This window comes from Lactiplantibacillus songbeiensis (assembly GCF_005405125.1).
GTDB lineage: Bacteria > Bacillota > Bacilli > Lactobacillales > Lactobacillaceae > Lactiplantibacillus > Lactiplantibacillus songbeiensis.
Genome location: NZ_BJDL01000019.1, coordinates 68,212 through 94,173, shown reverse-complemented (window position 1 = coordinate 94,173; position 25,962 = coordinate 68,212). Strand labels below are relative to the sequence as shown.

Genomic DNA, 25,962 nt, shown 5'->3' with positions numbered 1-25,962 from the left:
ATGATACCCAAATAGGTACTTGGGTGGTCAAGTATTCAAGCTTGAAGTGGTCACTTTTGTATCGAACGTCTGTTTGCGATATAATTAGATTATCATGCTAAACGGAGGTGTTGGCGGTGCGCCAAGAATCATTATTCAAACCAGAACGGGGGACGAGTAGCCCGCTAGCTTATCGAGTCCGACCGACGACCTTAGATGGGTTCAAAGGTCAAGACCATTTACTCGGGCCGGGTAAACTATTGCGGCAACTCATTGCCGAAGACCAAATCCCGTCGCTAATCTTTTGGGGACCGCCGGGGGTTGGTAAGACCACATTGGCCGAAATCATTGCCCAACAGACCAAGTCGCACTTTATTACGTTTAGTGCCGTGACCACTGGCATCAAAGAGATTCGGCAGATTATGGATGAAGCAGAAGCTAATCGGGATTTTGGTGAGCGCACGATCGTGTTCATTGATGAAATTCACCGGTTCAATAAAGCGCAACAAGATGCTTTTTTGCCGTACGTTGAACGTGGCAGCATCACCCTGATCGGGGCGACAACTGAAAATCCGTCGTTTGAGATTAATGCAGCACTATTGTCGCGTTGTAAGGTCTTAGTGTTAAAGGAATTAACCACGGTTGCGCTAGTCGAAATTTTGCAGAGTGCGCTTAAAAATGAAGCTGGGTTTCCTAAGTTAACTGTGCATTTACAACCTGATACCCTGCAATTGATTGCAGAATTTGCCAATGGTGATGCCCGGATGGCGCTGAATACGCTAGAGATGGCGGTCTTAAATGGTGAACGTGACGGCCGCGGGCTTGCATCAATTGATTAACACCAAGTCATTACGCTATGATAAGAATGGTGAAGAGCATTATAATTTGATTTCAGCGCTTCATAAGTCGATGCGCAATAGCGATGTCGATGCCGCTATTTATTGGCTGATGCGGATGCTGAAAGGCGGAGAAGACCCGTTGTATATCGCGCGGCGCCTGATTCGCTTTGCCAGTGAAGACATTGGCTTAGCGGATCGGCAGGCGTTGCCGTTAGCGGTCGCGGTTTATCAAGCTTGTCAGTTAATTGGCATGCCGGAATGTGATGTGAATCTGACTGAGGCGGTGACCTATCTAGCGTTAGCCCCGAAGTCGAATGCCTTATACATGGCGAAAGTAGCCGCTCAAGCAGATGTCCGCGCGAAGGGTAATCTGCCGGTACCCTTACAGATTCGCAATGCGCCAACCAAATTAATGAAAGATTTAGGATACGGCGATGACTATCAATATGCACATGATACCGCGGCTAAATTAACGAACATGACCACGATGCCGCCGGAGTTAGCTGGCCAAACGTACTATGAACCGACCACTCAAGGCCAAGAAAAAGCTTGGCGACAACGACTGTCGGCCATTAAAGCCTGGCATGCCCAACATCCTGATGCCCCGAGCGATTAAATTGCTTTTTAGTCAATAACCGTTAAAATGAGATTTAGATTAAGGTTCCTACAGCTTTCAGTGGTAGGAAAATTAGCGTATTCATGTTAAAATAACATGTTGTACCTGTTGATGGGACGTCGCTCTCATTAAACACCGTGAGTACGCTTGTTAGATAAGTTGAATATTAGGAGTGACTAAAAGTAAATGAGTCGAATATTAATTATTGAGGACGAAAAAAATCTCGCCCGCTTTGTCGAACTGGAATTAAAGCATGAAGGTTACGACATTCAAGTTGAATATAATGGTCGTAAGGGATTGGACGCGGCTTTAGGTGAAGACTTTGACGCGATTCTGTTAGACCTAATGTTGCCCGAATTAAATGGGCTAGAAGTTTGTCGTCGGGTGCGGGAAGTTAAGAACACCCCAATTATTATGATGACAGCCCGTGATTCTGTGATTGACCGGGTTTCTGGGTTGGATCATGGGGCCGATGACTATATCGTTAAGCCATTCGCCATCGAAGAATTATTGGCACGGCTCCGGGCCTTATTGCGTCGCATTGACTTGGAAAGCGAACAACAAAGCACCAAGCAAACGACAGTCACTTATAAAGATTTAACGATTGAAAAGGAAAACTTGGTCGTTAAACGTGGTGATGAAGTCATCAACTTAACGAAGCGTGAATACGAACTTTTATTGACGTTAATGGAAAATATCAATGTCGTGTTGGCTCGAGATGTCTTGTTGAACAAGGTCTGGGGTTACGAATCCGAAGTTGAAACTAACGTGGTCGATGTCTATATCCGGTACTTACGGAATAAGATTGATCGTCCCGGTGAAAAGAGCTATATCCAAACCGTTCGTGGGACAGGTTACGTGATTCGCTCGTAATGTCTGAACCAACTGAAACAACAACGGTGACGACACCGCGACCAAAGAAGCGTTGGTCATTGAAGTGGAAATGGGCGCTGGGGACCGCAATTGGGACCGCGCTCCTTTTTATTTGCTTTTCAATCTTAGTGTATAAGAGCTTCACGAACCTCTTAATGCGCCAAGAACAACGTGACGTGGTTAGTGCCGTAACGACGGTCCAGCAATCATTACGGACTGAATCGACAGGCTTAACGATTAAGTCAGTCGCTGCTAAGCTACAACCAGAAGCAAATATTGAACCTGCTTCTGGGATGGAAGCCCGTAAGCATGGTGCCTTACAGACGAAGATCTTTTCAGACTCAGAATTAACGGCGTTGTCGCGGACCAATTTGGCCGTGACCGTTTATGATCCGAAAGGCGTGACGCTGTATATTTCACGGCAAGATGCGCATGAATTTAAGCAGAGTACCTCGCGCCAGTTGTCGATGATTGGGCATGGGAGTGCTTCCGAGCTCGTTGGACGGGCCCCTATCTATGCCGCCAGTCAGCATAAGCTGATTGGGTATGTCCAGATTACCGATAACTTGGCGGATTATCATAATACCACGCATAATTTGATGTGGATTTTTATCGTGATGACGTTGATTGCCATCTTTGGCTCGACATTGTTAGGCTACTTCTTGGCAGCTTTCTTATTGCGTCCAATGCGTAAAATTACGCAGACGATTAATGCGGTCCAAGACGATCCACAGACTGATTCACGGGTACCAGCCCTTAATCGCAACGATGAGTTGTCTGATTTAGGCACACTCTTCAATGATATGTTGGACCAGATGCAACGCTACATTACTCAGCAGCAACAATTCGTGGAAGACGTCTCCCATGAACTGCGGACGCCAGTTGCGATTATTCAAGGTCATATGGAACTCTTGAATCGTTGGGGAAAGGATGATCCGCAAGTCTTAGCGGAATCATTGACAGCGTCATTATCGGAAACCAAACGGATGCAAAGCCTGGTTCAAGAAATGTTGGATCTCTCGCGGGCTGAACAGTTGGAAATCAACTTTAGCCATGAAACGACTGATGTTCAAAAATTGGTTACTCAGGCGTTCAATGATTTTAAAATGATTCATCCTGATTTCATTTTCACGTTTGATGATGATGTGAAGCAGGCGGTTTATGCGCAGATTTATCGGAATCATTTGGAACAGATTTTGATTATTCTGTTGGATAATGCCGTTAAATATTCCACGAAACGCCAAGAGATTCACCTGTCATTGTCGACGGATATTCGCTACGTCGAAGTGGCGGTTCAAGACTTTGGTGAAGGGATTTCCAAAGATAACTTGGATCGCGTCTTTAATCGCTTCTATCGAGTTGATAAAGCGCGGAGTCGGGATAAAGGCGGTAATGGGCTGGGCTTGTCGATTGCTCAACGGTTAGTTGAAGGTTATCATGGCAAGATTAGTGTTGAATCAGTAGTTGGGCAAGGCTCAATCTTCCGGTTCCAATTGCCAATCTTGAAAGATCCTAAATTGTTAGCCAAGGCAGAAGCCGATACGAATGCGGTTGAAAAGATCGCTAAGTCAGAGTTACCAGCGGGGATTAAACCGGCAAGTCGCGATCTTGATGAGCCACCGTTGGATGATCATGAACATGCAGATAAATAAGGATTAAAAGTAGTAGTCAGGCAGTTTGTCTGGCTGCTTTTTTGGTCATTCTGGGCAGTTGAGCTATCTTCTGTTAATATTAAAGGGGTACGTTTGGTACTAGTTGAAATTGCCGCCTGCCGGTTGGTTCCTAAAATGCTGCAACGCCATGACATGGCTGAGCATTTTAGGAACCAACCTTTCGGCTAAATGACTGCACTGAAAATAATCAACCATTAATTTTTCAATCCCGTTAGTTAACGTCGGGCGGGCCAGAATTGGCTCAGTGGTGTCGTTTATCTTGGTCGGTGATTTTCCGACCTAGATAAAGCCCGGCTTGGAAGACCGCTCTTCGGCTTCCAAACGCGGCCACCACGTTCCAGCCGATTCTGGACCAACCAGAGTGGCAATTTAATCCAACTAGCAGCAAGTGTAAGGGTTGTTAATGACTTCGAGGGGGATGTTTCAATTGAGTGATCAACCAACTTATCAGCCGATGACGCTGAAGTTGTTTTTAGAATTTATTCGCTTACCAACGAAATCGGCGAGTGCGGTGCCGTGGGTGATGGGAGTCTTATTTAGCTGGTATTATTTTCATACCGTTAATTGGCTGAGTGCGGTAATTTATTTAGTGGCGCAAATTTCGGTGGCATTTTTTGTAACGGGCTTCAATAATGTTCAAGACTATCGGCTCGCAGTCGATACCCATTATCGTGACACGTACAATATTATTGGACGCGAACATTTATCGCCACAACATGCGTACCGGTTAATGTGGGGCACGCTGGCCTTGGCTTGTGGATTAGGATTGATTTTAGTTCTACGGACGAATCTATTACTACTCTTCATGGGGGCCATTGCGATTGCTATTAGTATTTTGTATACGGCCGGTCCCGTGCCATTCTCCCGGTTTCCAGTCGGCGAATTTTTATCTGGCTGGGTGGAAGGTTTTGGCGTCTTTTTCCTCACCATCTATATGAGTGTGACGCCGGCGACTTTGATGGGGATCACGATTAGTTGGCCAGCCTTTGCGGTAGTGGGCAATCTCAAGAATATATTGATCTTACTCTTAGTCGGTCTGCCTAACGTGATTCTAGTGGCCAACATTATGTTAGCGAATAATATCGGTGACGTGCCACAAGACATTAAGAACCATCGCTACACTTTGCCGTATTATTTAGGGCATACACGTGCGATGCAACTATATCGGAGCTTAGTCTTTGTTAGTTATGTGCCGGTGGTGATCAGCGTGGGGCTGCATTTATTACCAATCTATCAACTGGTTACACTAGTTGCGATTCCGAAATTAATTAAAAATGTCCGGCTATTCAACCAGACCCAAGTTCGTGAGGAAACGTTTTATACGGCGCCACAAAACCTAATGTTGTTTCAAGGCCTACAAATGTTAGGCCTGATTTTAGGCTTAGTCTTTGGTGGTTAAATCCACATGATAAGGTTTTCACACTAGCGAAAGACTGTTATAGTGGAATAGCAGTAAATTTATTCAGGGGGCGGACCGGTTGTCAAATGAAACCACGTATCGGCCAATGACCGGCAAGATCTTCTTGCAGTTCATTCGGCTGAATGCCAAAGCGGCGAGTGTTGTGCCGTATTTTATTGGTGTTTTATTTTCTATTTATTATTTTCACGCATTTAATTGGGTTAATTCGTTAATTTATTTAATTGCCCAAGTGTCAATCGCTTTATTTGTGACGGGCTTTAACAACGTCCAAGATTACTTTTTAGCGGTCGATCTGCATTACCGCGATACGTATAACATTATTGGTCGCGAACATTTATCACCCAAACGGTCCTTGCATCTCGTACTATGGATGTTAGCGACTGCCATTGTGCTCGGCATTGTGCTCGTTTTCAAAACGAATTTGCTATTATTATTCATGGGTGCGGTTGCCATTGGGGTGGCGGTCTTCTATACTTACGGACCCGTCCCATTTTCCCGTTTTCCATTAGGGGAGCTTTTGTCTGGGACCGTTGAAGGTTTTGGGGTGTTCTTCTTAGCGGTCTATATGAACGTAGCAACCCCAGTTTTGATGGGCTTTACGTTCAGTTGGCCACACTTCGCCGTTGTCGGGAACTTGCAGAATATTTTAGTCATGTTCTTAGTCGGGTTGCCCAACATCTTTCTAGTTTCTAACATCATGTTAGCTGATAACATCTGTGATGTGGATCAAGATGTGCGTAACAAACGTTATACGATGCCATATTATATCGGTAAACCTAAAGCGTTGCGGACTTATGATACGTTGGCCTTGTTAGCTTATGTGCCAGTCTTGATCAGTGTCGCATTACAATTATTGCCACTTTATCAATTATTAGTGCTACTGGTCTTGCCGAAAATGTTGAAAAACATTAAAGCGTTCAATGCGGTTCAGATTAAAGAAACGACCTTTAATACTGCGCCACAAAACTTGATGATGTTTCAAGGGATGCAAATAATTGGATTAATTATTGGGATTATCTTTTAAAATTGGCCATCAAAAAAGACAACTACCGTCATTGGCAGTTGTCTTTTTTAGTCGTGCAAGTATTAATCGTGGTGATGACGTTGCTGTTTACCAGCATTACGGCCTTCACTTGGATGGGCATTGCGATTTGATGATTGATCATCGACGGTTTGTTCCGTTGCTTGGACTGGTTTAGCAGTCGTTGAAGCAGCTGGCGTTGGCGTCTTGATCGGATGTTTCTTTAATTCAGCCTCAACTTCGCGACGAATCCGAGGCCGGAAGAAGTTGATGATCAACGTTTGCAAGCAGGCGAACAACCCACCAACGAAGAAGTACAATCCTAAACCAGCTGGCGCAGACATCGTGACGAACAAGATCATGACTGGACTCAAGACTAACATTGTCCGCATCGTCTTCTTTTGTTCTGGTGGTAACCCGATCATTGACAGGTAACCTTGTGCCAAGTAGGACAAGAACGCTAAGACAGCTAACAAGAAACTTGACTTCCCTAATGGAATGCCGACAAAAGTGGCACTGGAAAGTTCAGGTGAGAACCGAATCGCGTAATACAAGGCGGAGAAGATTGGAAATTGGATTAGTAATGGTAAGCAACCAATCCCACCAGTCATACTAATGCCGTTATCCCGGTAAAGTTGCATCATTTGGTTGCTGACAGCCGTTTTTTCTTCGGGGGTCTTAGCAGCCTTCTGTGCGGCTTGAATTTTCTTTAATTCGGGTTGAACCGCAGACATCTTTTCTTGTTGATACGTCGATTTGCGTTGTTGATTGACCATCATTGGTAATAAGACCAGTCGTACCAATACCGTTAACCCGATAATGGCCCAACCGTAGTTGTTGCCAAAGAGGTGTGCCATCCATTGCATGACCGCTTGACCAGGCCGGGCGAGGTAGTCGTAGATAAAGCCATAAGGTTTACCGGTCTTCGTAGTTTGCACACAGCCGCTTAAGAACAGCGCCAAACTGGACAGCGCCAGGGTAACGGTGAGGCCTTTTTTATTTTTCAATTGCTCATAATCCCCTTTATTTTTAATCATATAAACTAGATGATACTAGAGACCACCCGGGATTTCAATTAGTTATCCGAAAATTATGGTAGTTTTGGGGTTCCGCTTCGTGCACGATTAATTGGGTCACCCGACCGAAGTCAGTTGGTGATTGGCGAATGACGTCGATAAAGACTTGGACACGCTGATCTTCACCTTCTGCTTCAATGAACACGGAGCCGTCCATTAAATTCCGTACGATACCGTTGACGCCGCACTTATCAGCGGCGGCCTTAGTTGCCCAGCGAAAGCCAACGCCTTGAACGCGGCCACTGGCTTGCAGTGTTACTGCTCGCATACTGTCACTTCCTATCTATCAAATGTCTACATTATATAATAGCATGGAAATGGGCGGTTGTGATGGTTAGAAGTAGGGGAATCTAGTGGCAGGCGATATGCTATACTTAACGTTAATGAGATTCGGAAAGAATTGGAGCTAAACTAAACATGGAAAAAATTAATTCATTACAAAATGCCCACGTTAAAATGTGGAAGAAGTTACAGACGAAAAAAGGTCGTAAGCAACAAGCATTGTACTTATTAGATGGGTGGCACTTAGTCAACGAGGCAGTTAAAGCCAAGGTCTCGATTAAAACGTTACTAATTACTGAAAAGCAATTGGCCACTGATCCCGACTTAACCAAGTTCCCAGCTGTGATTGAAATTTCGGAAGAAGTTGCCAGTCACATTAGTGCGACGGTTACGCCACAAGGGGTCTTTGCCTTAGTTAATTTACCTAAAACAGCCGCTGACCCGTTGGCTAACTTGGATTTATCGCGGCCATGGTTATTATTGGATAATGTTCAAGATCCTGGTAATATCGGGACAATGGTTCGTACGGCCGATGCTGCTGGCTTTGCAGGGGTGGCTTTTGGGACCGGGACAGTTGATGTTCATCAGCCGAAAGTTGAACGTGCGATGCAAGGCAGTCAATTCCATTTGCAATTATTGAGTACGGACCTAACCGATTTGGTGGCTCGTTTTCACGCTGAAGATAAGCCGGTGTACGGCTCCGAACTTAATCCAGAGGCAGCCCAATATTTAGATATCAACGCACCGGCTAGTTTCGGTTTAGTGATGGGTAACGAAGGCAACGGGATGAGCGCTGACTTATTGGCAATGACTGATAAAAACTTGTATATTCCAATTAAAGGCCGGGCTGAATCTTTAAATGTCGCCATTGCGGCCGGTATTTTAATGTTTGGGTTGTATCGGTAACCTTAAATTAATGGATGGAAATTAGGCCACGATTGGTCGGTTTATTAACGTCGGGCGGGTCAGCCCTGGCTCAGTGGTGTCGTTTGACCTAGATTGGGTGAATTTCCCCAGTCTTAGTCAAAGCCCGGCTTTTGAGCCCGTTCTTTGGCTCAAAAACGTGGCCACCACGTTCCAGCCAATGCTGGCCCAACCAGAGTGGCAATGAGTCGCTAACCATAAGTTAGTTAATTTACAATCGAAAGTGAACAAAATACTTTCAAATCCACTTACTTTTTAGTAGAATAGCGGTAGTTATTAGTAAAGGGAGCTTTCAATGAAAAACAAGGTATGGCAACAAGATTCCGAATACGTGGCAATCGTGGCTGATTTATTAGCACAACCAGCTGTACAGCACTTGGCTGATTTCACACAACACCACCATTCGAATCGTTTAGATCATTCAATTGCAGTTTCATACGATAGTTACTTATTGGCAAAGAAATGGCACCTCAACACGACCGCGGTTGCTCGCGGCGGGTTATTACATGATTTGTTTTATTATGACTGGCGCGAAACCAAGTTTGATCTGGGGTCGCATGCCTTTATCCATCCACGGGTCGCTTTGCGGAATGCTGAAAAGTTAACCAAACTAACACCAATGGAAAAAGATATCATTTTAAAGCATATGTTTGGGGCGACCTTGGCCTTGCCAAAGTATCGTGAAAGTTTGTTAGTCTCTTTAGTCGATGATTATGAAGCAGAACATGAATTTTTTGGACCATTACGTACGAAGGTGGCCAAACAGTTAGACCGGTTCCGGGGGAATGCCTCCGCTGAATAGCCGGTCAGCAAGACGTTTTTGGAGGTCATGAGAATGTCAGAAATGATGCTAGATACGGTTGCAGACACGACCGCAGAATCCCAATTTGAACTGTGTCCGAAATTTGAAAAGACGTTTTCCATCTTAGGTAAGAAATGGAACGGTTTAATTATCGATGTCTTGCTCGAAGACGGACCGCAGCGGTTTAAGAATTTAGCGCGCCGGGTGCCGAAGTGCAGTGACCGGGTATTAGTCGTGCGCTTAAAAGAATTGGAAGAAAATGGCATCGTTAGCCGTGTGACCCATGCCGATTCGGCGTTGATCGAATACCGGTTGACCGCTAAAGGCGCAGATTTACGGCAGGTTATGAATACCGTGCACAATTGGTCTGATAAATGGTTTAGTCCAGCACAATGTTAATTACACTTGACGCTGGCGTTGGTTTGCCATAAACTGGCATATGTAAACAGAAAAGCATTGACGAGAACTAGTAACTAGTTAGCGGCGTCATAGGGACGAGTGTCATCGATTGTAAGCACTCCGGCGACCAAGATTAGTGAATTCACTCTCCGAGCTGAAATTGGGCGTTTAAAACAAATAATTTTCCGGTCTCCCGGTCGTTATTCGGTGAAAGTGCGTTTGTCTAGGTGAACTAGGCCGACGAACAAGGGTGGTACCGCGATGACCTCGTCCCTTTTAGGATGAGGTCTTTTTTGTGTCTAAACGCGATTATAAAATTTGGAGGAACAGTATGAGCTTACAAGATCGGTTAACCGAACTACGTGACCAAGGCTTGGCAGATATTAAGTCTGCGGACGTCTTGAAAAAAGTCAACCAAGTCAAAGTAGAGTTACTTGGTAAAAAAGGTCCCATTACCGAAGTTTTACGTGGCATGCGGGATTTAACACCAGAAGAACGCCCTAAAGTTGGGGCTTACGCGAATGAGGTTCGTGATAAGTTACAAGCCGCAATTGATCATCGCCGTGATGAATTGGAACAAGCCGCCATTAACAAACAATTGGCTGCGGAAACTTTAGATGTCACCTTGCCTGGTCGTCAAGTGCCCCAAGGCCAACCACATGTGATTACCCAGATTATTACTGAACTCGAAGATTTATTCATCGGGATGGGCTATCAGATTGTGGATGGTGATGAGGTTGAAGAAGATTACTACAACTTCGAACGTTTGAACTTACCAAAAGACCATCCAGCTCGGGATATGCAAGATACGTTCTATATCACGAAGGATGTCTTACTCCGGACCCAAACATCAGCGGATCAACCGCGGTCCTTGGAAAGTCATGATTTTTCAAAAGGCCCATTAAAAGTCTTATCACCAGGGCGAGTTTATCGACGCGATACTGATGATGCAACGCACTCACATCAATTCCATCAAATCGAAGGGTTAGTTGTTGATAAGCATATTACCATGGCTGATTTAAAAGGGACGTTGACGTTAGTCGCTAACGAACTTTTCGGCGATCAATTTGAAGTTCGCTTACGGCCAAGCTACTTCCCATTTACGGAACCTTCCGTTGAGGCCGATGTTACTTGCTTTAACTGTAATGGGAAAGGCTGTGCCATCTGTAAGCAAACGGGCTGGATCGAAGTCTTAGGTGCCGGTATGGTGCATCCCCACGTCTTAGAAATGTCCGGGATTGATCCGGAAGTCTACGGTGGGTTTGCCTTTGGCTTAGGCCCAGATCGATTTGCAATGTTGAAGTATGGCGTTGATGATATCCGGAACTTCTACTTAAACGATGTCCGGTTCTTGTCACAGTTCTATAAGAAAGGTTAGACGTCCAATATGAGAATTTCTTATGCATGGTTACGAGATTATTTAAAGCTGGATTTGCCAGCCGATGAATTAGCAGAAAAGATTGAACGGACCGCAGTTGAAGTTGACGGCGTTATCCGGCCAAGCGCTGGTTTGAAAAAAGTGGTTGTTGGGCATGTCTTAGAATGTGTGCCACATCCTAATTCAGACCATTTACACATTTGCCAAGTCGATGTTGGTGAAGCTGACCCGATTCAAATTGTTTGTGGGGCGCCTAATGTGGCAGCTGGACAAATGGTGATTGTGGCCTTGCCAAACTCTTGGATTGGCGGTCACACGAAGATTAAGCGCAGTAAGATGCGTGGCGAAGTCTCTAACGGGATGTTATGTGCCTTAGATGAACTGGGCTTTGATGAAAAGTTAGTGCCTAAAGAAGTCGCAGATGGGATCTTTATCTTACCAGCCGATGCCACTCCTGGCGAACCGGTCTTCTCTTACTTAGGGATGGACGATGAAATCATCGATATGTCGGTTACACCTAATCGTGGCGACATGTTGAGCATGAACGGTACCGCGCATGAATTGGCTGCCATCTATGATCAAACCCCAACGATGCCTAAAGTTGACTTAACCGAAGATGCAGCTGATTTAGCTGATGATGACTTGAACATCACCGTTCAAGCTGATGAACAAGCCGTGCCACAATACAAGATGCGTTTGATCAAGAACGTCACGATCAAGCCAAGTCCATTATGGCTTCAAATTCGCATTTGGAATGCTGGCATGCGGCCAATCAATAACGTGGTCGATGCCACTAACTACATCTTGATGCAATATGGTCAGCCATTGCATGCCTTTGATTTTGATCAATTGGATGCCGGTCAAGTTAATGTCCGTTTCGCTAAGGCGGGCGAACAATTGACCACTTTGGATGGTGAAGAACGCGACTTATTAGCAACTGATTTGGTCATTTGTAGCAATGATAAGCCAATTTGTTTAGCTGGGACGATGGGTGGTTTAGCGACCGAAGTCACTGATCAAACGACGAGCATCGCCTTAGAAAGTGCCATCTTTGATGCCGTTAAGATTCGTAAGACGGCGCACAACCATAACTTGCATAGTGAAGCATCGATGCGTTACGAACGGGGCATTGATCACGGTGCAACTGAAAAGGCGTTAGATGCCGCCGCAGCCATGATTGCCAAGTTAGGTGATGGGACGGTTACTAGCGGGATTGTAGTGGGTCGCGATGAAGACGTTCAACCTGTTGAAGTGGCGATTACGTTAACACGGATCAACCATGTCTTAGGGACTGACTTATCATTAGACACAGTTAGTGATCTCTTCAAACGGCTTGACTTCCCAACAACCGTCACTGACGATACCTTCAATGTGACTGTCCCTTCACGTCGGTGGGATATTCATATTCCAGCCGACTTGATTGAAGAAGTCGCCCGGCTATATGGTTATGACAACTTACCATCGACATTACCAACTGGGCAACCAACGATTGGTAAGTTGAATGAAACCCAACAAGCGATTCGCGATGCCCGGAAATTAATGGAAAGTGCCGGTTTAACGCAAGCAATCAGTTATTCATTGACCACTGACAGTAAAGCGCGGGCCTTTGCCTTACATGCGAGTGACGTGACGACCTTAGACTTTCCAATGAGCTCTGAACGGACCACGTTACGCTTAAGCTTGATTTCTGGATTGTTGGATGACTTAGCTTATAACAATGCCCGTAAAGAACAAGATGTGGCTTTGTATGAACAAGGACGGGTCTTCTTCAGCCAACCAGAACAAGTTCGCCCTAAAGAAGTTGAACATTTAGCTGGTGCGATTACCGGTTCGATGGTCAAGACGGCTTGGGATACCGAAGCCACACCGGTTGATTTTTACCAAATCAAAGGCATTGTGGCCGGTTATCTGAAGAGCTTGGCCTTGGTTGATCCGATTAGCTATGTGGCTACCACGGCGCATGCTGAGATGCACCCTGGTCGGACCGCTGATATTTATGTCGGTGACCAATTGGTTGGCTTCGTGGGTCAGATTCATCCAACCACGGCCAAAGCTTACAAGATCCGTGAAACGTATGCCTTCGAATTAGATTTGGCAGCCTTGATTGCTTTACCAAAGGCACGGCAACAATATCAACCAATCTCAAAGTTCCCAAGTATCACTCGGGACGTGGCGATGTTGATTGACGATACCGTTACTAATGCTGATATCGTGGCCTTGATTAATGACAAGGGCGGGGCCCATTTACAAGATGTCCACTTGTTTGACTTATATAATGGGAAACATGTGCCAGATGGTAAGAAGTCCTTAGCTTATACCTTGACGTATCAAGATCAAGAAGCCACATTGGTTGATGAAGACGTGACTAAAGCCTTCGACAAAGTTTTGAGTGCGTTAACGGAAGACTTAGGCGCGGAAATTCGTTAATAGGCGCTGATTTTTGCCACTCTGGTTGGGCCATAATTGGCTGGAACGTGGTGGTCACGGTTATGAGCCGAAGTTCGGTCTCATAAGCTGGGCTTTGACTAAGCTGAGAGATTGATGTTTAAACTGTTTAGCGATGGCGTTGATAGCTCCATGTTCTGGCGACCAAGTGGAAATCACCTAGTTTCAAATGAGTTTAAAATAGGTTTTTAAAGCAGCAGCTCGTAACGATGAGGTTACGGGCTGTTTGCTTAGATTACAATAGTGCTAAAAAAAGCTAAAAGTCTTGAAGAGTTCGTGCAATGCACCGGTCGTTTTTGTATAATTGAAAAGATGAATAATTAGATGGAGGGGCGAAACTTGAATAACGACCAGAACAAACCGGATCAATCTGATCCGCAAGACCACGGCACGACCGAACAGGCCAAACGGGTGGTCCAGAAACAACGTAAATCATTTTCCAAGCATGTCATTGGTGGCGTTATTGGAATTTTAGTGATTTTATTAATCATTGTCGGCTTCTTAGGTTACCGATACTTTGATAATGCGACCCAGCCGTATAATCAAAATGATAATCAAGTGGTTCAAGTTGATATTCCTTTTGGGGCTAACAGCAAAAAGATTGCAGAAATTTTGCAATCCAAGAAGATTATCAAGAGTGGCTTTGTTTTTGATTATTGGACGAAAGCCCATAACTTGTCGAATTTCCATGCCGGCTATTACCAATTAAAGCCGTCAATGTCATTGGCTCAAGTGGCGAAAGCCTTGAATAAAGGCGGGTCATCCGAACCAATTCAGAGTTCAACGGGGCGGGTGTTAATCGTTGAAGGTAGTCAGATTAAGACGATTGCGACAACCGTTCAAAAGCAGACCGACTTTACGTCGAAAGAGTTTTTGGCGTTGATGAAGGATCAGGCCTTCATCAAGTCTTTGGCGCAGAAATATCCGAAGTTGTTAGGTTCTGCGATGCAAGCCAAAAATGTTCGATATCGCTTGGAAGGTTACTTATTCCCAGCAACGTATCGTGCTGATAAGAAGACGACGTTAAAGCAACTGGTGACGCAAATGGTTGGCAAAACCGATGCGGAACTGGAACCATATTACAAGCAGATCAAGAAGTCGAAGATGTCCGTTCAAGAGATCATGACGTTAGCTTCATTGGTTGAACGTGAAGGTAGCACGACGAAGGATCGTCAGATTATCGCGGGAGTCTTCTTGAACCGGCTAGATGCAAAGTGGCGACTAGATTCTGATATTTCAGTGTTCTATGCGATTAACTCAACAAAGTCAACGTTGACGAATAAAGATCTCCAATCAACATCGCCTTACAATCTCCGTTTACACTTGGGTTATGGACCCGGACCTTTCAATAGTCCTAGCTTAGTTTCCATTAAAGCTGTTTTAGATCCAGCTAAACGCAGTAAGGATTACATGTACTTTGTGGCTGACTTGAAGACGGGTAAAGTTTACTACGCCAAGGATGCAGCGGGACATGCAGCGAATATTCAAAAAGTTGCCAAGCACAATGAATCTAGTAATTAAAATCGAGGCTAATTAATCAAATGAGTGAAACTAAACATCGCCGGCCCATCGTTATTGGTGTGACCGGGGGCTCTGGTAGTGGGAAAACAACTGTCAGCAAGGCCATCTATAACCAGTTATCAGGTCAGTCGTTACTGATTTTGCAACAAGATTCATACTACAATGATCAAAGTGACATGACGATGGCTGAACGCCGGGCGGTTAACTATGATCATCCGTTGGCATTTGACACTGACTTGATGATTAAACAAATCAAGGCGCTATTACGCTATGAACCAATTGAAAAGCCAGTCTACGATTACGAACAATCTACTCGTAGCAGTGAAACCATTCATCAAGAACCACGTGATGTCATCATTGTCGAAGGGGTCTTGATCTTAGATGATCAACGGTTGCGTGATTTAATGGACATTAAAGTTTTCGTCGATACCGATGATGATATTCGGATTATTCGCCGGATTCAGCGGGATATCAAGGAACGTGGGCGGACGCTGGATTGGGTGATTGAACAATATTTAGCGACCGTTAAACCGATGTATCACCAGTTCGTTGAACCAACGAAACGTTACGCTGACATTATTGTGCCCGAAGGCGGCGAAAACGAAGTGGCGATTGATTTACTGACCACCAAAGTGCGTTCAATTCTATAAAGAAAGTGAACCGTTAGCCGAATTTTCGCTTTTAGAGTTTACAATTAAAATCCGGCATGGTAGGCTGGTCAATGTTAACGACTTAAAGAAATAGAGGAGTGGAAATAAGTGGCTGAAGATAAAACATACCCAATGACCGAAGAAGGGCAAGTCAAGCTTGAACATGAACTTGAAGATTTAAAGATTAACCAACGTCCAGAAATTATTAACCGCATTAAAATTGCGCGGAGTTACGGTGACTTATCCGAAAACTCAGAATATGAATCAGCAAAGAATGAACAAAGTTTGCTTGAAAATCGGATTAAGACGGTTGAGCACATGTTACAATATGCTGAAATCATTGATAGTGATCAGATCGATGCTACTGAAGTCTCAGTTGGTAAAGTTGTCACGTTTAAAGAATTACCAGACGAAGAACCTGAAAGCTACACCATTGTTGGTGCGGCCGAAGCTGATCCGATGGAAGGTAAAATCTCCAACGATTCACCAATCGCTAAGGGCTTAATTGGCCATCATATTGATGAAGAAGTTGATATTAGTATTCCAGCTGGTTCAATGAAGGTTAAAATCTTAAAAGTTGAAAATGCTTAAGTTTAGCTGACAACTTGAATGTTAAAAGCGTTACTCAATTAGCTTTAATAGCTAACTGGGTAACGCTTTTTTGCTGGTTGGTTTAAATGTAGATGATCGCAATACTTCCTAATGAAACCCCACCAGTGAGGTAAATAACTGGGCCAACGGTATCCGTGGCGGGCTTGCCATCATCAAAGGTGGCTAGGCTAACATCGAGATCACTCTTAACTTGCCAATTCTGTGGGATGTAGAGTTCAGCACTACCGAGTGAAACATCGATTTTAATGGTCGCTTGATTATCCTGCAATTGCACATCGTCAAAGTAGATCTTAACGCCGCCCATCGAAACGTTGATATTGGCGGCACTCAAGTTGGCACTGTGCAAGTAGCGAATAGAATTCGTCATGCTGACGTTGATGGACGCGATATCATCATTAATGGTTGCCTGATCAGCATGGTCGTCATGAAATTGACGATGATGATGGTGGTGATAACTGTGACCACGCGTCCAATGTTGCCAACGCCGGGGGAAGAGTAACGTTAAGCCAAAGCTTAATAGTAGTCCCGCGACAATTATTGTCCAAGGGGTTAAGGCTGTAATTCCAAGTGGGCGTGCGTAAATGACAGCTAGAAAGGTTAATGACATGATGATACTGAAAAAGTCTAAGTAGCGGAGCCCTTTAATTAAAAAGCCTGCTAAGACTAAAGTTAAAAATAGGGTGAACAGATTGACATTAATGGCTAGTAAACCTAATTGATTCGTAATGAGCAGCCCGGCACCAATAATTAAAAAACCGCCCCAAAACCATCGTGGTTGCATAAGCGTTACCTCTTTTTCTCTAAAGTTTGTTTTAATATAAATTTGGCAGAATTCCCTTGCTTTCAAACAAGGGATGAATGCCATTATGCTTTTCGCTGATTAGCAATATAGTTTTCTACGGTCGTCTTGCTCATATCACCAAGAGTACTCATGAAGTAACTTGGAGACCAGAGATGTCCGCCCCAAAATTTTTGATTTTTTATCTCTGGATGTCGTTCAAAGAATAGGCGAGCTGAACCGCCCTTGAAGGCTTTGACAACATTGGTTGGGGCATACTTAGGCTTAAAGCTTAGTCGTAAATGAATATGATCCGGCATTACGGCCATCTGCTCAATGGTCACTTCGTTTAGCCGGGCTATCTTCGTTAGAATATCGGCCATCTCAGTGGCTAGCTTAGGCGTTGTAAATGCTGCATGCCGGTATTTAGTGACCCAGACCAAGTGAAAATGAAAGTTGTAAACATAGCCTCGCTCGTGGATTTCTCCGCCATTGTTTTTGCTCATATGTTACCTCCATAAATATTATTATAAGACGCTTCTCTATGAATATAGTATACTCATATGATAGGCTTGTTATCAAGCAAAGGGGGTGGCAGTTTATGACAAAAACGATGGCACAATTACCTTATCATTATGGGGTTAAGGTCCGGGTCTTTCCTTCAACCGAACAGAAGCGGCTAATTAAGCGTAACAGTGATGCTAGTCGCTTCATTTATAACGAAATGAACGGGATGAACAAGGACCTATTCTGGTTAAAGCAAGTGAAAATTCCAATTACAATTGTCTTGAATCGAATCGCTGATTTGACTGAACGGCTGAAGCAGCCATCAACTGCTATTTCCAATAGCCATGGTTGGCTCAATCATCCGGATTTTGACAGTCTGATGAAGGCGAATGCTATCAAGAATTACAAGACCGCCTGGAAACTATTCCACCAGGTTCATCAGGCGGGGACGCCTAAGTTTCATAAGCGCGGTTATACTCAGACTTATCAAACGTCCTGCCTCTATGGGGCCAAGGTATTGGAGCCAGCTATGAGTAATGGAAGCGTCAGATTAACTGATACCCACCACCTGTGGTTACCCAAGTTGGGACGTCTCCGATTCAAGGGGCTTCCACCAAAGATTTTAGAGCGAGCTAATGACATCAGAATTGGAACAACAACGGTTTCAATGGACGCTGTGGGTCATTATTTTGTATCCCTGCAGATTGGGTCGGAACATCCATTTGTTGCTAAGCAACACGCGATTGAATCTAAAGTCGGCATCGATTTGAATCTTGATAATTTTCTGACAGATTCCAATGAACAAGTCATTGAGAATCCCCGTTACTATCGAATGATTAAAGGAAAGCTAGCTAAAGCCCAACGGAAATTGTCACGGCGAGCCAGACGAGCTAAGAAGGCCCAACGACGCTTATCAGAATCAAAGAATTATCAAAAGCAACGGCTACAAGTAGCCAAGCTACAGCTTAAAGTTGCCAACCAACGTAAAAACTTCCTGCACCACGTCTCTACGGCCTTAATCAAAAATCACGATTTAGTCGTAGCTGAAGAACTGCGAAGTGAAAATATGTTGCGAAATCACGCCTTGGCAATGAGCATCTCGGATGTCGGTTGGCGAACGTTACTGGGCATGCTGGCTTATAAAGCTGACCTTTACGGCCGAAAATTTTTGACGATTGATCCCCGAAATACGACGCAAACTTGTAGTCACTGTGGACATGTCATGACTGGCAAGAGTAAGTTGACGTTAGCTGACCGCAAGTGGACGTGTCCTAGTTGTGGCACGCTTCATGTGCGTGATCATAATGCAGCTAAGAACATTTTAGCCAAAGGTTTAGCAACCTTGTAAGAAGCAAGTCCGTCTGGCAACCTGCGGACCTAAAAGGCTTTGGTAATTAGCGGATAAGTCCTATTCGTAGGCTAACGCTGTATCTAAGCAAATTGTGGTCGCCATGCCAGGGGGTGTGGTTCTCACAAGCGTCCGGTTTTAAACGGGCGTGGTTGATTTGTTTGTAGTAGCGTCGTGACGCATAAAGTTGTTTCGGTGAATCTTGAAGCCTAATCAGATTTCCCGTTAACGACTTCGTCAACGCGGAGATTGCGGTCGTGTTGACAATCGCTGATTTAGAAACTCGCAAAAATGCTGCCGGTAACGCTTCGGCGAGTTGGTAGAGGCGTGTGGTCGTAGTATAAACGGCGGTTGTCGTATGTACCCGAACCACGTGTCCATCAGCTTCAAAAAATAAAATGGTTGTTAGTGGTAATTGGATGGTCTGTCCGCGCTGTGAAACGGTTAACGTAGCTGGGGGTTGCCCAATCTTTTTAAGGGCTTCGACCAGTTCAACGGATGCCGCTTCGGCGTTAGGAACGTGCAACGTCAGTGTCGGTTCCGTTACTTGCGGGTCGACCTGAATGTGCAATTGCAAGCGTCCCACCTCCTTGGTGTTATTAGTACACCATAGTTTGAGTAGCCTGTAAATATTTTTGGCCTGAGTGGTCATTAACGGTGCATAAGTGGTCACTAGCTTTGTGCAGTAATCGGCAAAGTTGCTTTTTAGCCTTGAATAGGTGACAATACCTGTAAACGATTACACTGATGGGGTGACAACATGCAAATAACAATTACGAATGCAGCTAGCAAATGGTTTCATGATGACATGGGCGTGACTACGGGTAATGGGGTCCGCTTTTATGGCAAAACTTATGGGAAGACCGCAGTCCATAGCGGCTTTTCAATTGGTGTCATGCGCGATGACGACCCGCACAAGCCAATCACCACGACGGTTAAAGATGGTGTGACGTATTATGTCAATGACCGAGATGAATGGTTCTTTAAAGGTTATGATCTAACGGTTGATTACGATGCGGATAACGATGGGCCTAAATATGAATATCTTGCAAATCATGAAGGCTAAATTGGAATTAGTTGACCGTCTCCGTTGACCAGCGGGTTCGCGGTGGGGCAGACCTGCAGCCATAGGGCGGTCTGCAGGGCGCTTTTAAGCCGTAGCCCGCGTCTTAAAAGTCGGCCCAGCCCCTAACCTGGGGAAATCACCCAGCTAAGGGTCTCGACACGGCGAACCCGCTGGTCACTACGACTAAAATTGGGTTTCAGAACTAGTTAATTGGTGGGTTTTCAAAACTATCGTTGGTTTTGATTTTGAAAAGGTTTGTACTAAGGTCAACAACGTGACTGAATATTTTAGCCAGTTTTGCTGGTCAAAGTGAACAATCATCAAGACTGGTCGTTTAATGTCGGGCGGTCCAGAATTGGCTCAGTGGTGTCGTTTGACTTAGTCGAGTGTTCTGCTCGGCTTAGTCAAAGCCCGGCTTGTGAGACCGCACTGTGGCTCGCAAACGTGGCCACCACGTTCCAGCCGATTCTGGACCAACCAGAGTGGCAAATTTAGAAATATAAAAAGTACGATACAAAATCATCATTGATTTTGTATCGTACTTTTTTAATCGCTATTAATCAGTTTTACGACGGCGTTTAATACCAAACCAAGCAAGGGTACCAACAATCCCAATCCCACTGGCGATTAAGCCAGGAACTAGTAAAGGTGGCCGATACGTCAAGGTCACACTGTGCTTGCCTTGACTTAACGGTACCGCCACAAAGGTATTGATGACTTTCTTAGTTGAAACCGTCTTGCCATCGACTTTGGCATGCCAGCCAGCGGAGTAGGGAATCGTCGTCATTAAGACTTGGTGCTTTTGCTTAATGTTGATGGTCCCCGTTAATTTGCTGCTGGAATGTTTGGTGATCGTCCATGGCGACTGTTGTAGCTTCCGTGCAGACTTAACGAATTGTGGATTATCAAGTTTGTAGAGCGTGAAGTTTTGCAACCACAAGGATGTTTTCTTCATTTGAATCCCAAAGGTCACCGTCTTCCCCTTACTATTCGTCGCCACATTGACCGCAATCGTATGGCGGTAAGTTGGGTATTGCTTGAGTTCTTTGCCATTCAGATAGAAGCTGGCATTTGACGGTGTCAAATTCTGCCCCAGGGTAATGTAGTAAGAATCATTCGTCTGTGGCGTGAATTTAAAGTAAATCGAGCCGGTCTTTGCCAAGTTTTGCTTATTAACGACTGATCCAGTTAATGTGACGACTTTCTTCACGTTTTGGAAGACGACTTGGTCGAAGTTCTCGGCTGAAATCAAGGCGGATGGTGACCGGTTGGCTAACGTTTGATAGAGCAGTTCTTGACGGGCTACAGGATCCCCGGTCGTTTTGGAAACTTTGAGCTTGAGAATCTTATCAGCGGCACCAAAGCCTAGGCCCAGTGCATAGGGATTCTTGTAGACGGTAGCCTGACTGTTACTCAAGCTGGGTTGCTTCGTATAATGTTGCAAGTCCGGCTTAGTACTCGTGACGGGAATATAACTATTGTAGTTATTATTATCTGCTTGGGCACTCGGGACGGTCTTATCCATAAAGTAGTGCATATCGAGTAATGAGTCGGTAATCAAAGTGCCGTTAGAATAAGTGACGACCCCATCACCATCCGGTTGGCCAATCGAGCCAAAGAAGTTCGGGATGATACTTTCAAAAGTAGAACTAAAGTGATCCGCACCGTTATAAGCGGCTTGCAAGGGATCATCCTTGGTCCGGGTAAACGTTTTGCCGATGCGATAAAAGTCACTGTCCTGTTTTTGAATGCCGCTGACAGTCGTGTCTAATGCCTGCGTGTATTGGCCAAATTCGGCTTGTGACACGTAAGAGATATTATTTAGCGATGCCACCGCATTAATCGTCATATCGGTCGCAACCAATAATAATGCAACAACTTGATAGAGCCATAGTCGCCGTTCTTTTGGCAACACGAGTAGGACTAATGAGATGGCGGCTAAACCAACCGTAATCATGAGATTGGCTGCATCGACATAAGTCACGTGTTTTAGGTTTAACGCAACGGTGATGAAGGCGGCTGCGATTAAGCCTAAAGCGACGACCGCCTGCCATAATTTGATCGTTAATTTCTCAGTCAACGTTTGGGCGGCGATCCAGACGACCCAGAAGCTAAAGACAAAGGAGAAACGGTACGGATACCAGACTGGAAATTGATCAGCATGCCAGAACAAGTCCAATGGTCCGTAACAAAATGACAAGAGTAAAAACGCGGTGATGCCACCGACGCTGAGTTTTAATTGCCAGTTGAATTGGCGACTTAAGAAAAAGACGATAAAGCCAATAATGGCTAACCAGGCAATATAAACGTTGGGTTGCCCAGACGGCATCTGGTCGAAGTTAAAGCTGCCAATGACGTACTTGGCAAGCATCTTCCACGGCTGATATTCGAATTTCCAACTGATCTTAGTGACATTATATTGCGCTTTACTTTGTAGTAGTGCGTACAGCGTTGGTAGCAATAACCAGGCCGATAGCAGGACTGAAAGTAGCCCGCCCCAAGCGAATTTACCCGCTTGAATCAACATCGTTTTAAAGTTTTGCCAATATTTAGTGGCGGCGTAAAGCCAGTAAAGGCAACTAAAGAGGATGACCATGTATCCCATATAGTAGTTGTCAATCAGCATGACGGTTAACCACCCGGCAAACCAACGAATCTTGCCGGTTTTAAATAAACGCTCAAGTCCGAGAATAACTAGTGGTAAAATAGCAGTAGTGTCGAGCCAGATTAAGTTTAACTGGTTGGCAATCATCCAGCCCATCATCGCATATGCGGTACTAAAAATTGGCACGAGCCAACCGCGTTGTGTGTGGGTCTTAGTTAGGAGCCAGCCGAACGCTAAACCGGCACAACCATACTTTAAGATCGTAATGATGAAGATCCCAACGGTAATCGATTGACCTGGGAAGACCAGTAAGATTAAATTAAAGGGACTCATTAAGTAGTAGGCCCAGACGCCCATCATGTCGCCCCCGATGGTCTTCGAGAATGAATAGAAGAACGCACTCGGGTCGTGCAAGAGGGTGTGTCGGAAGTAGGAGAAGAGATCAACGTATTGTTGTCCCATATCGACAGTCAGCAAGCTGCTGGAACCAAAGGGCGCCATGTGTCGATAAATAAAATAGCCGGTCATTAATATTAATGGCAGCCAAAAGCTTAGCCAAAGCGGCCAAGTACGCTTGTCAAAAATACGACGGATTTTCAAAATGCCACCTCAATCTTTTTAAAATATTCAGCCAATTATTTAGAAAAATCAAAAAAACATTAAAATCTAGAATAACGGCTGAAATTTTTATGCCTATCGTATAGAATAGCATAAGTAGCGCAATTATTTAGGATTGCTAGGGGCATCTGACGAAATTTTGTTAAATGTTTACTAAAGTTTAAGAACGGGAGCTTGAGAATTGAAACTGTTTAAAAAGATTTCTGCAAACCGTGACCCTAATAAGTCACATATTCCTTTTCGATTGAATTTTTTATTTTTCATCGTCTTTCTGTTGTTTGCAGCCTTGATTGGTCAGTTAGCCTATCTACAAGTTGATTATGGTCAGAAGTTTGCGACCGAAGTTAACTCCGCTAACAACACGACCGCCACGGCGAGTGTGCAACGGGGATCGGTCTATGATTCAACCGGCCGGGTCTTAGTTGGGAATAAATCGCATCAAGCGATTCAATATACCAAAGGCTTGAATGTGGCTTCCGATAAGATGTATACGATTGCCACTAAGCTAGGCCAATACCTGACGATTTCGACGTCGAGCTTGACGGACCGTAATCGGGCGGATTATTACTTAGCTAACAAAACCAACTTAAAGGCGGTGGCGAAGCACGTTAAGACATCGACTGATTCTGATGTCTTGTATGATCGCGAAGTAAAATATACGGAGCAAAACCTCATTAAGTCGATGACGTCGAGTGAAAAGAATGCGGCGGCTATTTACGCGAAGATGAGCGGCGCCTATTCCTTATCGACTGTCAATCTGAAGTCAACCGGGGTCTCAAATACTGAATTGGCCGAGATTGGGGAACATCAATCCGAAATGCCCGGGGTCAAGGTTGGGACGAGTTGGACGCGGAGTTATCCGAACGGGACCAGCTTGAGTAGTGTGCTTGGGTCAGTTACGACTGAAAAGCAAGGGTTGCCAAGTGATGATGTCAAGACCTTATTGGCAGAAGGCTATTCGCGGGATGATTCCGTGGGCCAGAGTCAATTGGAAAAGCAATATGAAAACGTCTTAAAGGGGACTAAATCTCAAACTGAGGTGAAGACCCAAGATGGTGTGATTCAAAAAGAAATTAAGAAATATGGTGGTCAAAAGGGTGATAACCTGAGCTTGACCATCAACTCGAAGTTCCAAAAAGCCGTTCAAAGTATTATGATGTCACAAACTAAGTCCGTTGGTGGTAGTAATCCATATCTACCCGGAGCTTACGCAGTCGTCTTGAACCCACAGACTGGGGCGATTTATGCCTTGGCGGGGGCCAGTCGCGATCTGTCGACGGGTAAAGTTACTGAAAATGCCTTAGGGACGATTAACCAGACCTTCGTTATGGGATCCGTTGTTAAGGGTGCCACAGTTATGGGCGCGCTACAGTCTGGTGTCATCACGCCAACTAGCAGTACGATGACGGATACCCCGATTAAGTTGGCCGGAACTGCGACGAAGAGTTCTTGGTTCAATAAGTCCGGGAGTGCCAGCATTCCATTGACCGCTTCAGAAGCGATGGAAGTTTCTTCTAACTCGTATATGATGCAGTTGGCCATGAAGGAAGGTAACTTTAATTATGCTTCTGGTAAAGGCTTGACGATGTCCACGTCAGTCTTCTCAAAATTGCGGGGTTACTTCAATGAATTTGGCCTTGGTGTGAAGACCGGGGTTGATTTACCAGGTGAAGCCACTGGATTCCAAGGGGATTCTAGTCGTAAGAGCATTGGTAAAGCGTTAGACTTGTCCTTTGGGAACTACGATGCGTATACCACGATTCAAGTGGCCCAATATATTGCCACGATGGCTAACGGTGGCCGACGTATTGCGCCACATATCGTGTCATCGATTACTGGGACTAACGCGGATGGCTCGCAAGGTAAAGTGCAAACCAACGTGACGCCGCGCGTTTTAAATACCGTCGATGTCCCGTCATCATACTTTGATGTGGTTCAAAAAGGGTACTATTTAGTTGTTCATGGGACGAGTGCTTATAAGACGGGGTCTGATTTAGCTAGCTTGTCACCACAAGTTGCCGCTAAGTCTGGGACGGCCGAAACGTTCCATGGATCGACTTCAACGGAAACCTTGAGTTTGGCGACTTATGCACCATACAACAATCCTAAAGTTGCTATGGCGATTGTCTTCCCAGGGATTTCTAGTGGCGGGGTTGCTAACACCACGACAGCTAAGTTAATCTACAAAGAGTTTTGGAAGTATTATTCTAAATAAAAAATCATTGTTTTTAATGCCAGTATCTTAATTGATACTGGCATTTTTTAACCATTAATGGTATAGTAATTCAAGTTAAGGGTTCCGGCCCTGTATTATGCGAATGAGTTTGGAGGGTCAACAACATGCGGGTACACATTACACTTGAATGTACAGAATGCCATGAACGTAACTACTTATCTTCAAAGAACCGTCGGAACAATCCGGATCGGGTTGAATTTAAGAAGTATTGTCCACGGGATCATAAAGTAACATTACATCGTGAAACGAAATAACAGCAGGGTAACCTGTTGTTTTTTCTGCGACATTGTCATC

General features: G+C 44.8%; 22 protein-coding genes and 1 pseudogene. 17 read left to right on the top strand and 6 right to left on the bottom strand.

Going from position 1 to position 25,962, the window contains the following annotated elements; genetic code table 11:
* The first annotated feature begins 116 nt into the window (after positions 1-116).
* From FFM77_RS14300 to FFM77_RS08040, 5 genes and pseudogenes are all read left to right on the top strand, one after another.
* Positions 117-1,434 (top strand): annotated as a pseudogene (locus FFM77_RS14300) (replication-associated recombination protein A).
* A 186-nt stretch (positions 1,435-1,620) separates the two neighbouring features.
* The gene (locus FFM77_RS08055; protein ID WP_137607436.1) at positions 1,621-2,307 is read left to right on the top strand and encodes a response regulator transcription factor; all 687 of its coding nucleotides are present in this window, start codon (positions 1,621-1,623) and stop codon (positions 2,305-2,307) included.
* A complete protein-coding gene (locus FFM77_RS08050; protein ID WP_137635256.1) occupies positions 2,307-3,959 on the top strand; it encodes a HAMP domain-containing sensor histidine kinase in 1,653 nt (550 codons plus the stop codon). The genes FFM77_RS08055 and FFM77_RS08050 overlap by 1 nt, the downstream gene beginning before the upstream one ends.
* Positions 3,960-4,407: 448 nt before the next feature.
* Positions 4,408-5,379 carry a UbiA family prenyltransferase gene (locus FFM77_RS08045; protein WP_223876809.1) on the top strand — a complete coding sequence of 324 codons (972 nt, stop codon included), beginning with the start codon at positions 4,408-4,410 and terminating at the stop codon, positions 5,377-5,379.
* Between the two features lie 106 nt (positions 5,380-5,485).
* Positions 5,486-6,424 (top strand): 1,4-dihydroxy-2-naphthoate polyprenyltransferase, encoded by a 939-nt coding sequence (locus FFM77_RS08040; RefSeq protein WP_137635270.1) that lies wholly within the window; start codon positions 5,486-5,488, stop codon positions 6,422-6,424.
* A gap of 62 nt (positions 6,425-6,486) precedes the next feature.
* Here the strand turns inward: FFM77_RS08040 and yidC are convergent, their stop codons facing one another.
* Together yidC and FFM77_RS08030 are read right to left on the bottom strand one after the other, a co-directional pair.
* Positions 6,487-7,428, bottom strand: a complete 942-nt coding sequence (yidC, locus tag FFM77_RS08035; RefSeq protein WP_137635254.1) for a membrane protein insertase YidC — start codon at positions 7,426-7,428, stop codon at positions 6,487-6,489.
* 64 nt (positions 7,429-7,492) lie between these two features.
* Positions 7,493-7,765, bottom strand: coding sequence for an acylphosphatase (locus tag FFM77_RS08030; RefSeq protein ID WP_137635253.1), 273 nt, complete (start codon positions 7,763-7,765; stop codon positions 7,493-7,495).
* 149 nt (positions 7,766-7,914) lie between these two features.
* On the opposite strand from FFM77_RS08030, the gene FFM77_RS08025 reads away from it, so the two are divergent.
* The 8 genes from FFM77_RS08025 to greA all read left to right on the top strand — a co-directional run bounded on the left by FFM77_RS08025 (position 7,915) and on the right by greA (position 16,489).
* Entirely contained in the window at positions 7,915-8,685 is a 771-nt protein-coding gene (locus FFM77_RS08025; RefSeq protein WP_137635252.1) for a TrmH family RNA methyltransferase, read from the top strand.
* 313 nt (positions 8,686-8,998) lie between these two features.
* Positions 8,999-9,505 carry an HD domain-containing protein gene (locus FFM77_RS08020; protein ID WP_137635251.1) on the top strand — a complete coding sequence of 169 codons (507 nt, stop codon included), beginning with the start codon at positions 8,999-9,001 and terminating at the stop codon, positions 9,503-9,505.
* A gap of 33 nt (positions 9,506-9,538) precedes the next feature.
* Complete coding sequence (locus tag FFM77_RS08015) at positions 9,539-9,904, top strand: winged helix-turn-helix transcriptional regulator (protein WP_137635250.1); 366 nt, start codon at positions 9,539-9,541, stop codon at positions 9,902-9,904.
* Positions 9,905-10,235: 331 nt separating this feature from the next.
* A complete protein-coding gene (locus FFM77_RS08010) occupies positions 10,236-11,282 on the top strand; it encodes a phenylalanine--tRNA ligase subunit alpha (RefSeq protein ID WP_137635249.1) in 1,047 nt (348 codons plus the stop codon).
* A gap of 9 nt (positions 11,283-11,291) precedes the next feature.
* Positions 11,292-13,709, top strand: coding sequence for a phenylalanine--tRNA ligase subunit beta (gene pheT / locus FFM77_RS08005; protein WP_137635248.1), 2,418 nt, complete (start codon positions 11,292-11,294; stop codon positions 13,707-13,709).
* 342 nt (positions 13,710-14,051) lie between these two features.
* Entirely contained in the window at positions 14,052-15,248 is a 1,197-nt protein-coding gene (mltG, locus tag FFM77_RS08000) for an endolytic transglycosylase MltG (RefSeq protein ID WP_137635247.1), read from the top strand.
* A 20-nt stretch (positions 15,249-15,268) separates the two neighbouring features.
* Complete coding sequence (gene udk / locus FFM77_RS07995) at positions 15,269-15,898, top strand: uridine kinase (RefSeq protein WP_137635246.1); 630 nt, start codon at positions 15,269-15,271, stop codon at positions 15,896-15,898.
* Between the two features lie 108 nt (positions 15,899-16,006).
* On the top strand, positions 16,007-16,489 hold the full coding sequence (gene greA, locus FFM77_RS07990; protein ID WP_137635245.1) for a transcription elongation factor GreA: 483 nt from the start codon (positions 16,007-16,009) through the stop codon (positions 16,487-16,489).
* Positions 16,490-16,571: 82 nt separating this feature from the next.
* Here the strand turns inward: greA and FFM77_RS07985 are convergent, their stop codons facing one another.
* Together FFM77_RS07985 and tnpA are read right to left on the bottom strand one after the other, a co-directional pair.
* Positions 16,572-17,291, bottom strand: coding sequence for a LiaF transmembrane domain-containing protein (locus FFM77_RS07985; RefSeq protein WP_137635244.1), 720 nt, complete (start codon positions 17,289-17,291; stop codon positions 16,572-16,574).
* 83 nt (positions 17,292-17,374) lie between these two features.
* Positions 17,375-17,794: an IS200/IS605 family transposase gene (gene tnpA, locus FFM77_RS07980; protein ID WP_137635243.1), complete on the bottom strand. Its 420-nt coding sequence runs from the start codon at positions 17,792-17,794 to the stop codon at positions 17,375-17,377.
* Between the two features lie 95 nt (positions 17,795-17,889).
* On the opposite strand from tnpA, the gene FFM77_RS07975 reads away from it, so the two are divergent.
* A complete protein-coding gene (locus FFM77_RS07975; RefSeq protein ID WP_137635242.1) occupies positions 17,890-19,143 on the top strand; it encodes an RNA-guided endonuclease InsQ/TnpB family protein in 1,254 nt (417 codons plus the stop codon).
* A gap of 46 nt (positions 19,144-19,189) precedes the next feature.
* Here the strand turns inward: FFM77_RS07975 and FFM77_RS07970 are convergent, their stop codons facing one another.
* Positions 19,190-19,729 (bottom strand): LytTR family DNA-binding domain-containing protein, encoded by a 540-nt coding sequence (locus FFM77_RS07970; protein ID WP_223876807.1) that lies wholly within the window; start codon positions 19,727-19,729, stop codon positions 19,190-19,192.
* Between the two features lie 174 nt (positions 19,730-19,903).
* On the opposite strand from FFM77_RS07970, the gene FFM77_RS07965 reads away from it, so the two are divergent.
* Positions 19,904-20,209, top strand: a complete 306-nt coding sequence (locus FFM77_RS07965) for a HesB/YadR/YfhF family protein (RefSeq protein WP_137635240.1) — start codon at positions 19,904-19,906, stop codon at positions 20,207-20,209.
* Positions 20,210-20,765: 556 nt separating this feature from the next.
* Here the strand turns inward: FFM77_RS07965 and FFM77_RS07960 are convergent.
* Entirely contained in the window at positions 20,766-23,414 is a 2,649-nt protein-coding gene (locus FFM77_RS07960; RefSeq protein WP_137635239.1) for a YfhO family protein, read from the bottom strand.
* A gap of 199 nt (positions 23,415-23,613) precedes the next feature.
* Between FFM77_RS07960 and FFM77_RS07955 the strand changes: the two genes are divergently transcribed.
* Both FFM77_RS07955 and rpmG read left to right on the top strand, forming a co-directional pair.
* A complete protein-coding gene (locus FFM77_RS07955; RefSeq protein WP_137635238.1) occupies positions 23,614-25,647 on the top strand; it encodes a peptidoglycan D,D-transpeptidase FtsI family protein in 2,034 nt (677 codons plus the stop codon).
* A 125-nt stretch (positions 25,648-25,772) separates the two neighbouring features.
* Positions 25,773-25,922: a 50S ribosomal protein L33 gene (gene rpmG / locus FFM77_RS07950; protein WP_137607457.1), complete on the top strand. Its 150-nt coding sequence runs from the start codon at positions 25,773-25,775 to the stop codon at positions 25,920-25,922.
* Positions 25,923-25,962: the final 40 nt, after the last annotated feature.

Coding starts and splice junctions, on each gene's coding strand:
- rpmG (WP_137607457.1), top strand. CDS start 25,773: ATGCGGGTACACATTACACTTGAATGTACAGAATGCCATGAACGTAAC.
- FFM77_RS07965 (WP_137635240.1), top strand. CDS start 19,904: ATGCAAATAACAATTACGAATGCAGCTAGCAAATGGTTTCATGATGAC.
- FFM77_RS08030 (WP_137635253.1), bottom strand. CDS start 7,765: ATGCGAGCAGTAACACTGCAAGCCAGTGGCCGCGTTCAAGGCGTTGGC.
- tnpA (WP_137635243.1), bottom strand. CDS start 17,794: ATGAGCAAAAACAATGGCGGAGAAATCCACGAGCGAGGCTATGTTTAC.
- FFM77_RS08050 (WP_137635256.1), top strand. CDS start 2,307: ATGTCTGAACCAACTGAAACAACAACGGTGACGACACCGCGACCAAAG.
- FFM77_RS08020 (WP_137635251.1), top strand. CDS start 8,999: ATGAAAAACAAGGTATGGCAACAAGATTCCGAATACGTGGCAATCGTG.
- FFM77_RS07985 (WP_137635244.1), bottom strand. CDS start 17,291: ATGCAACCACGATGGTTTTGGGGCGGTTTTTTAATTATTGGTGCCGGG.
- FFM77_RS08040 (WP_137635270.1), top strand. CDS start 5,486: ATGACCGGCAAGATCTTCTTGCAGTTCATTCGGCTGAATGCCAAAGCG.
- FFM77_RS07975 (WP_137635242.1), top strand. CDS start 17,890: ATGACAAAAACGATGGCACAATTACCTTATCATTATGGGGTTAAGGTC.
- FFM77_RS08025 (WP_137635252.1), top strand. CDS start 7,915: ATGGAAAAAATTAATTCATTACAAAATGCCCACGTTAAAATGTGGAAG.
- FFM77_RS08055 (WP_137607436.1), top strand. CDS start 1,621: ATGAGTCGAATATTAATTATTGAGGACGAAAAAAATCTCGCCCGCTTT.
- pheT (WP_137635248.1), top strand. CDS start 11,292: ATGAGAATTTCTTATGCATGGTTACGAGATTATTTAAAGCTGGATTTG.
- FFM77_RS08015 (WP_137635250.1), top strand. CDS start 9,539: ATGTCAGAAATGATGCTAGATACGGTTGCAGACACGACCGCAGAATCC.
- FFM77_RS08010 (WP_137635249.1), top strand. CDS start 10,236: ATGAGCTTACAAGATCGGTTAACCGAACTACGTGACCAAGGCTTGGCA.
- mltG (WP_137635247.1), top strand. CDS start 14,052: ATGGAGGGGCGAAACTTGAATAACGACCAGAACAAACCGGATCAATCT.
- udk (WP_137635246.1), top strand. CDS start 15,269: ATGAGTGAAACTAAACATCGCCGGCCCATCGTTATTGGTGTGACCGGG.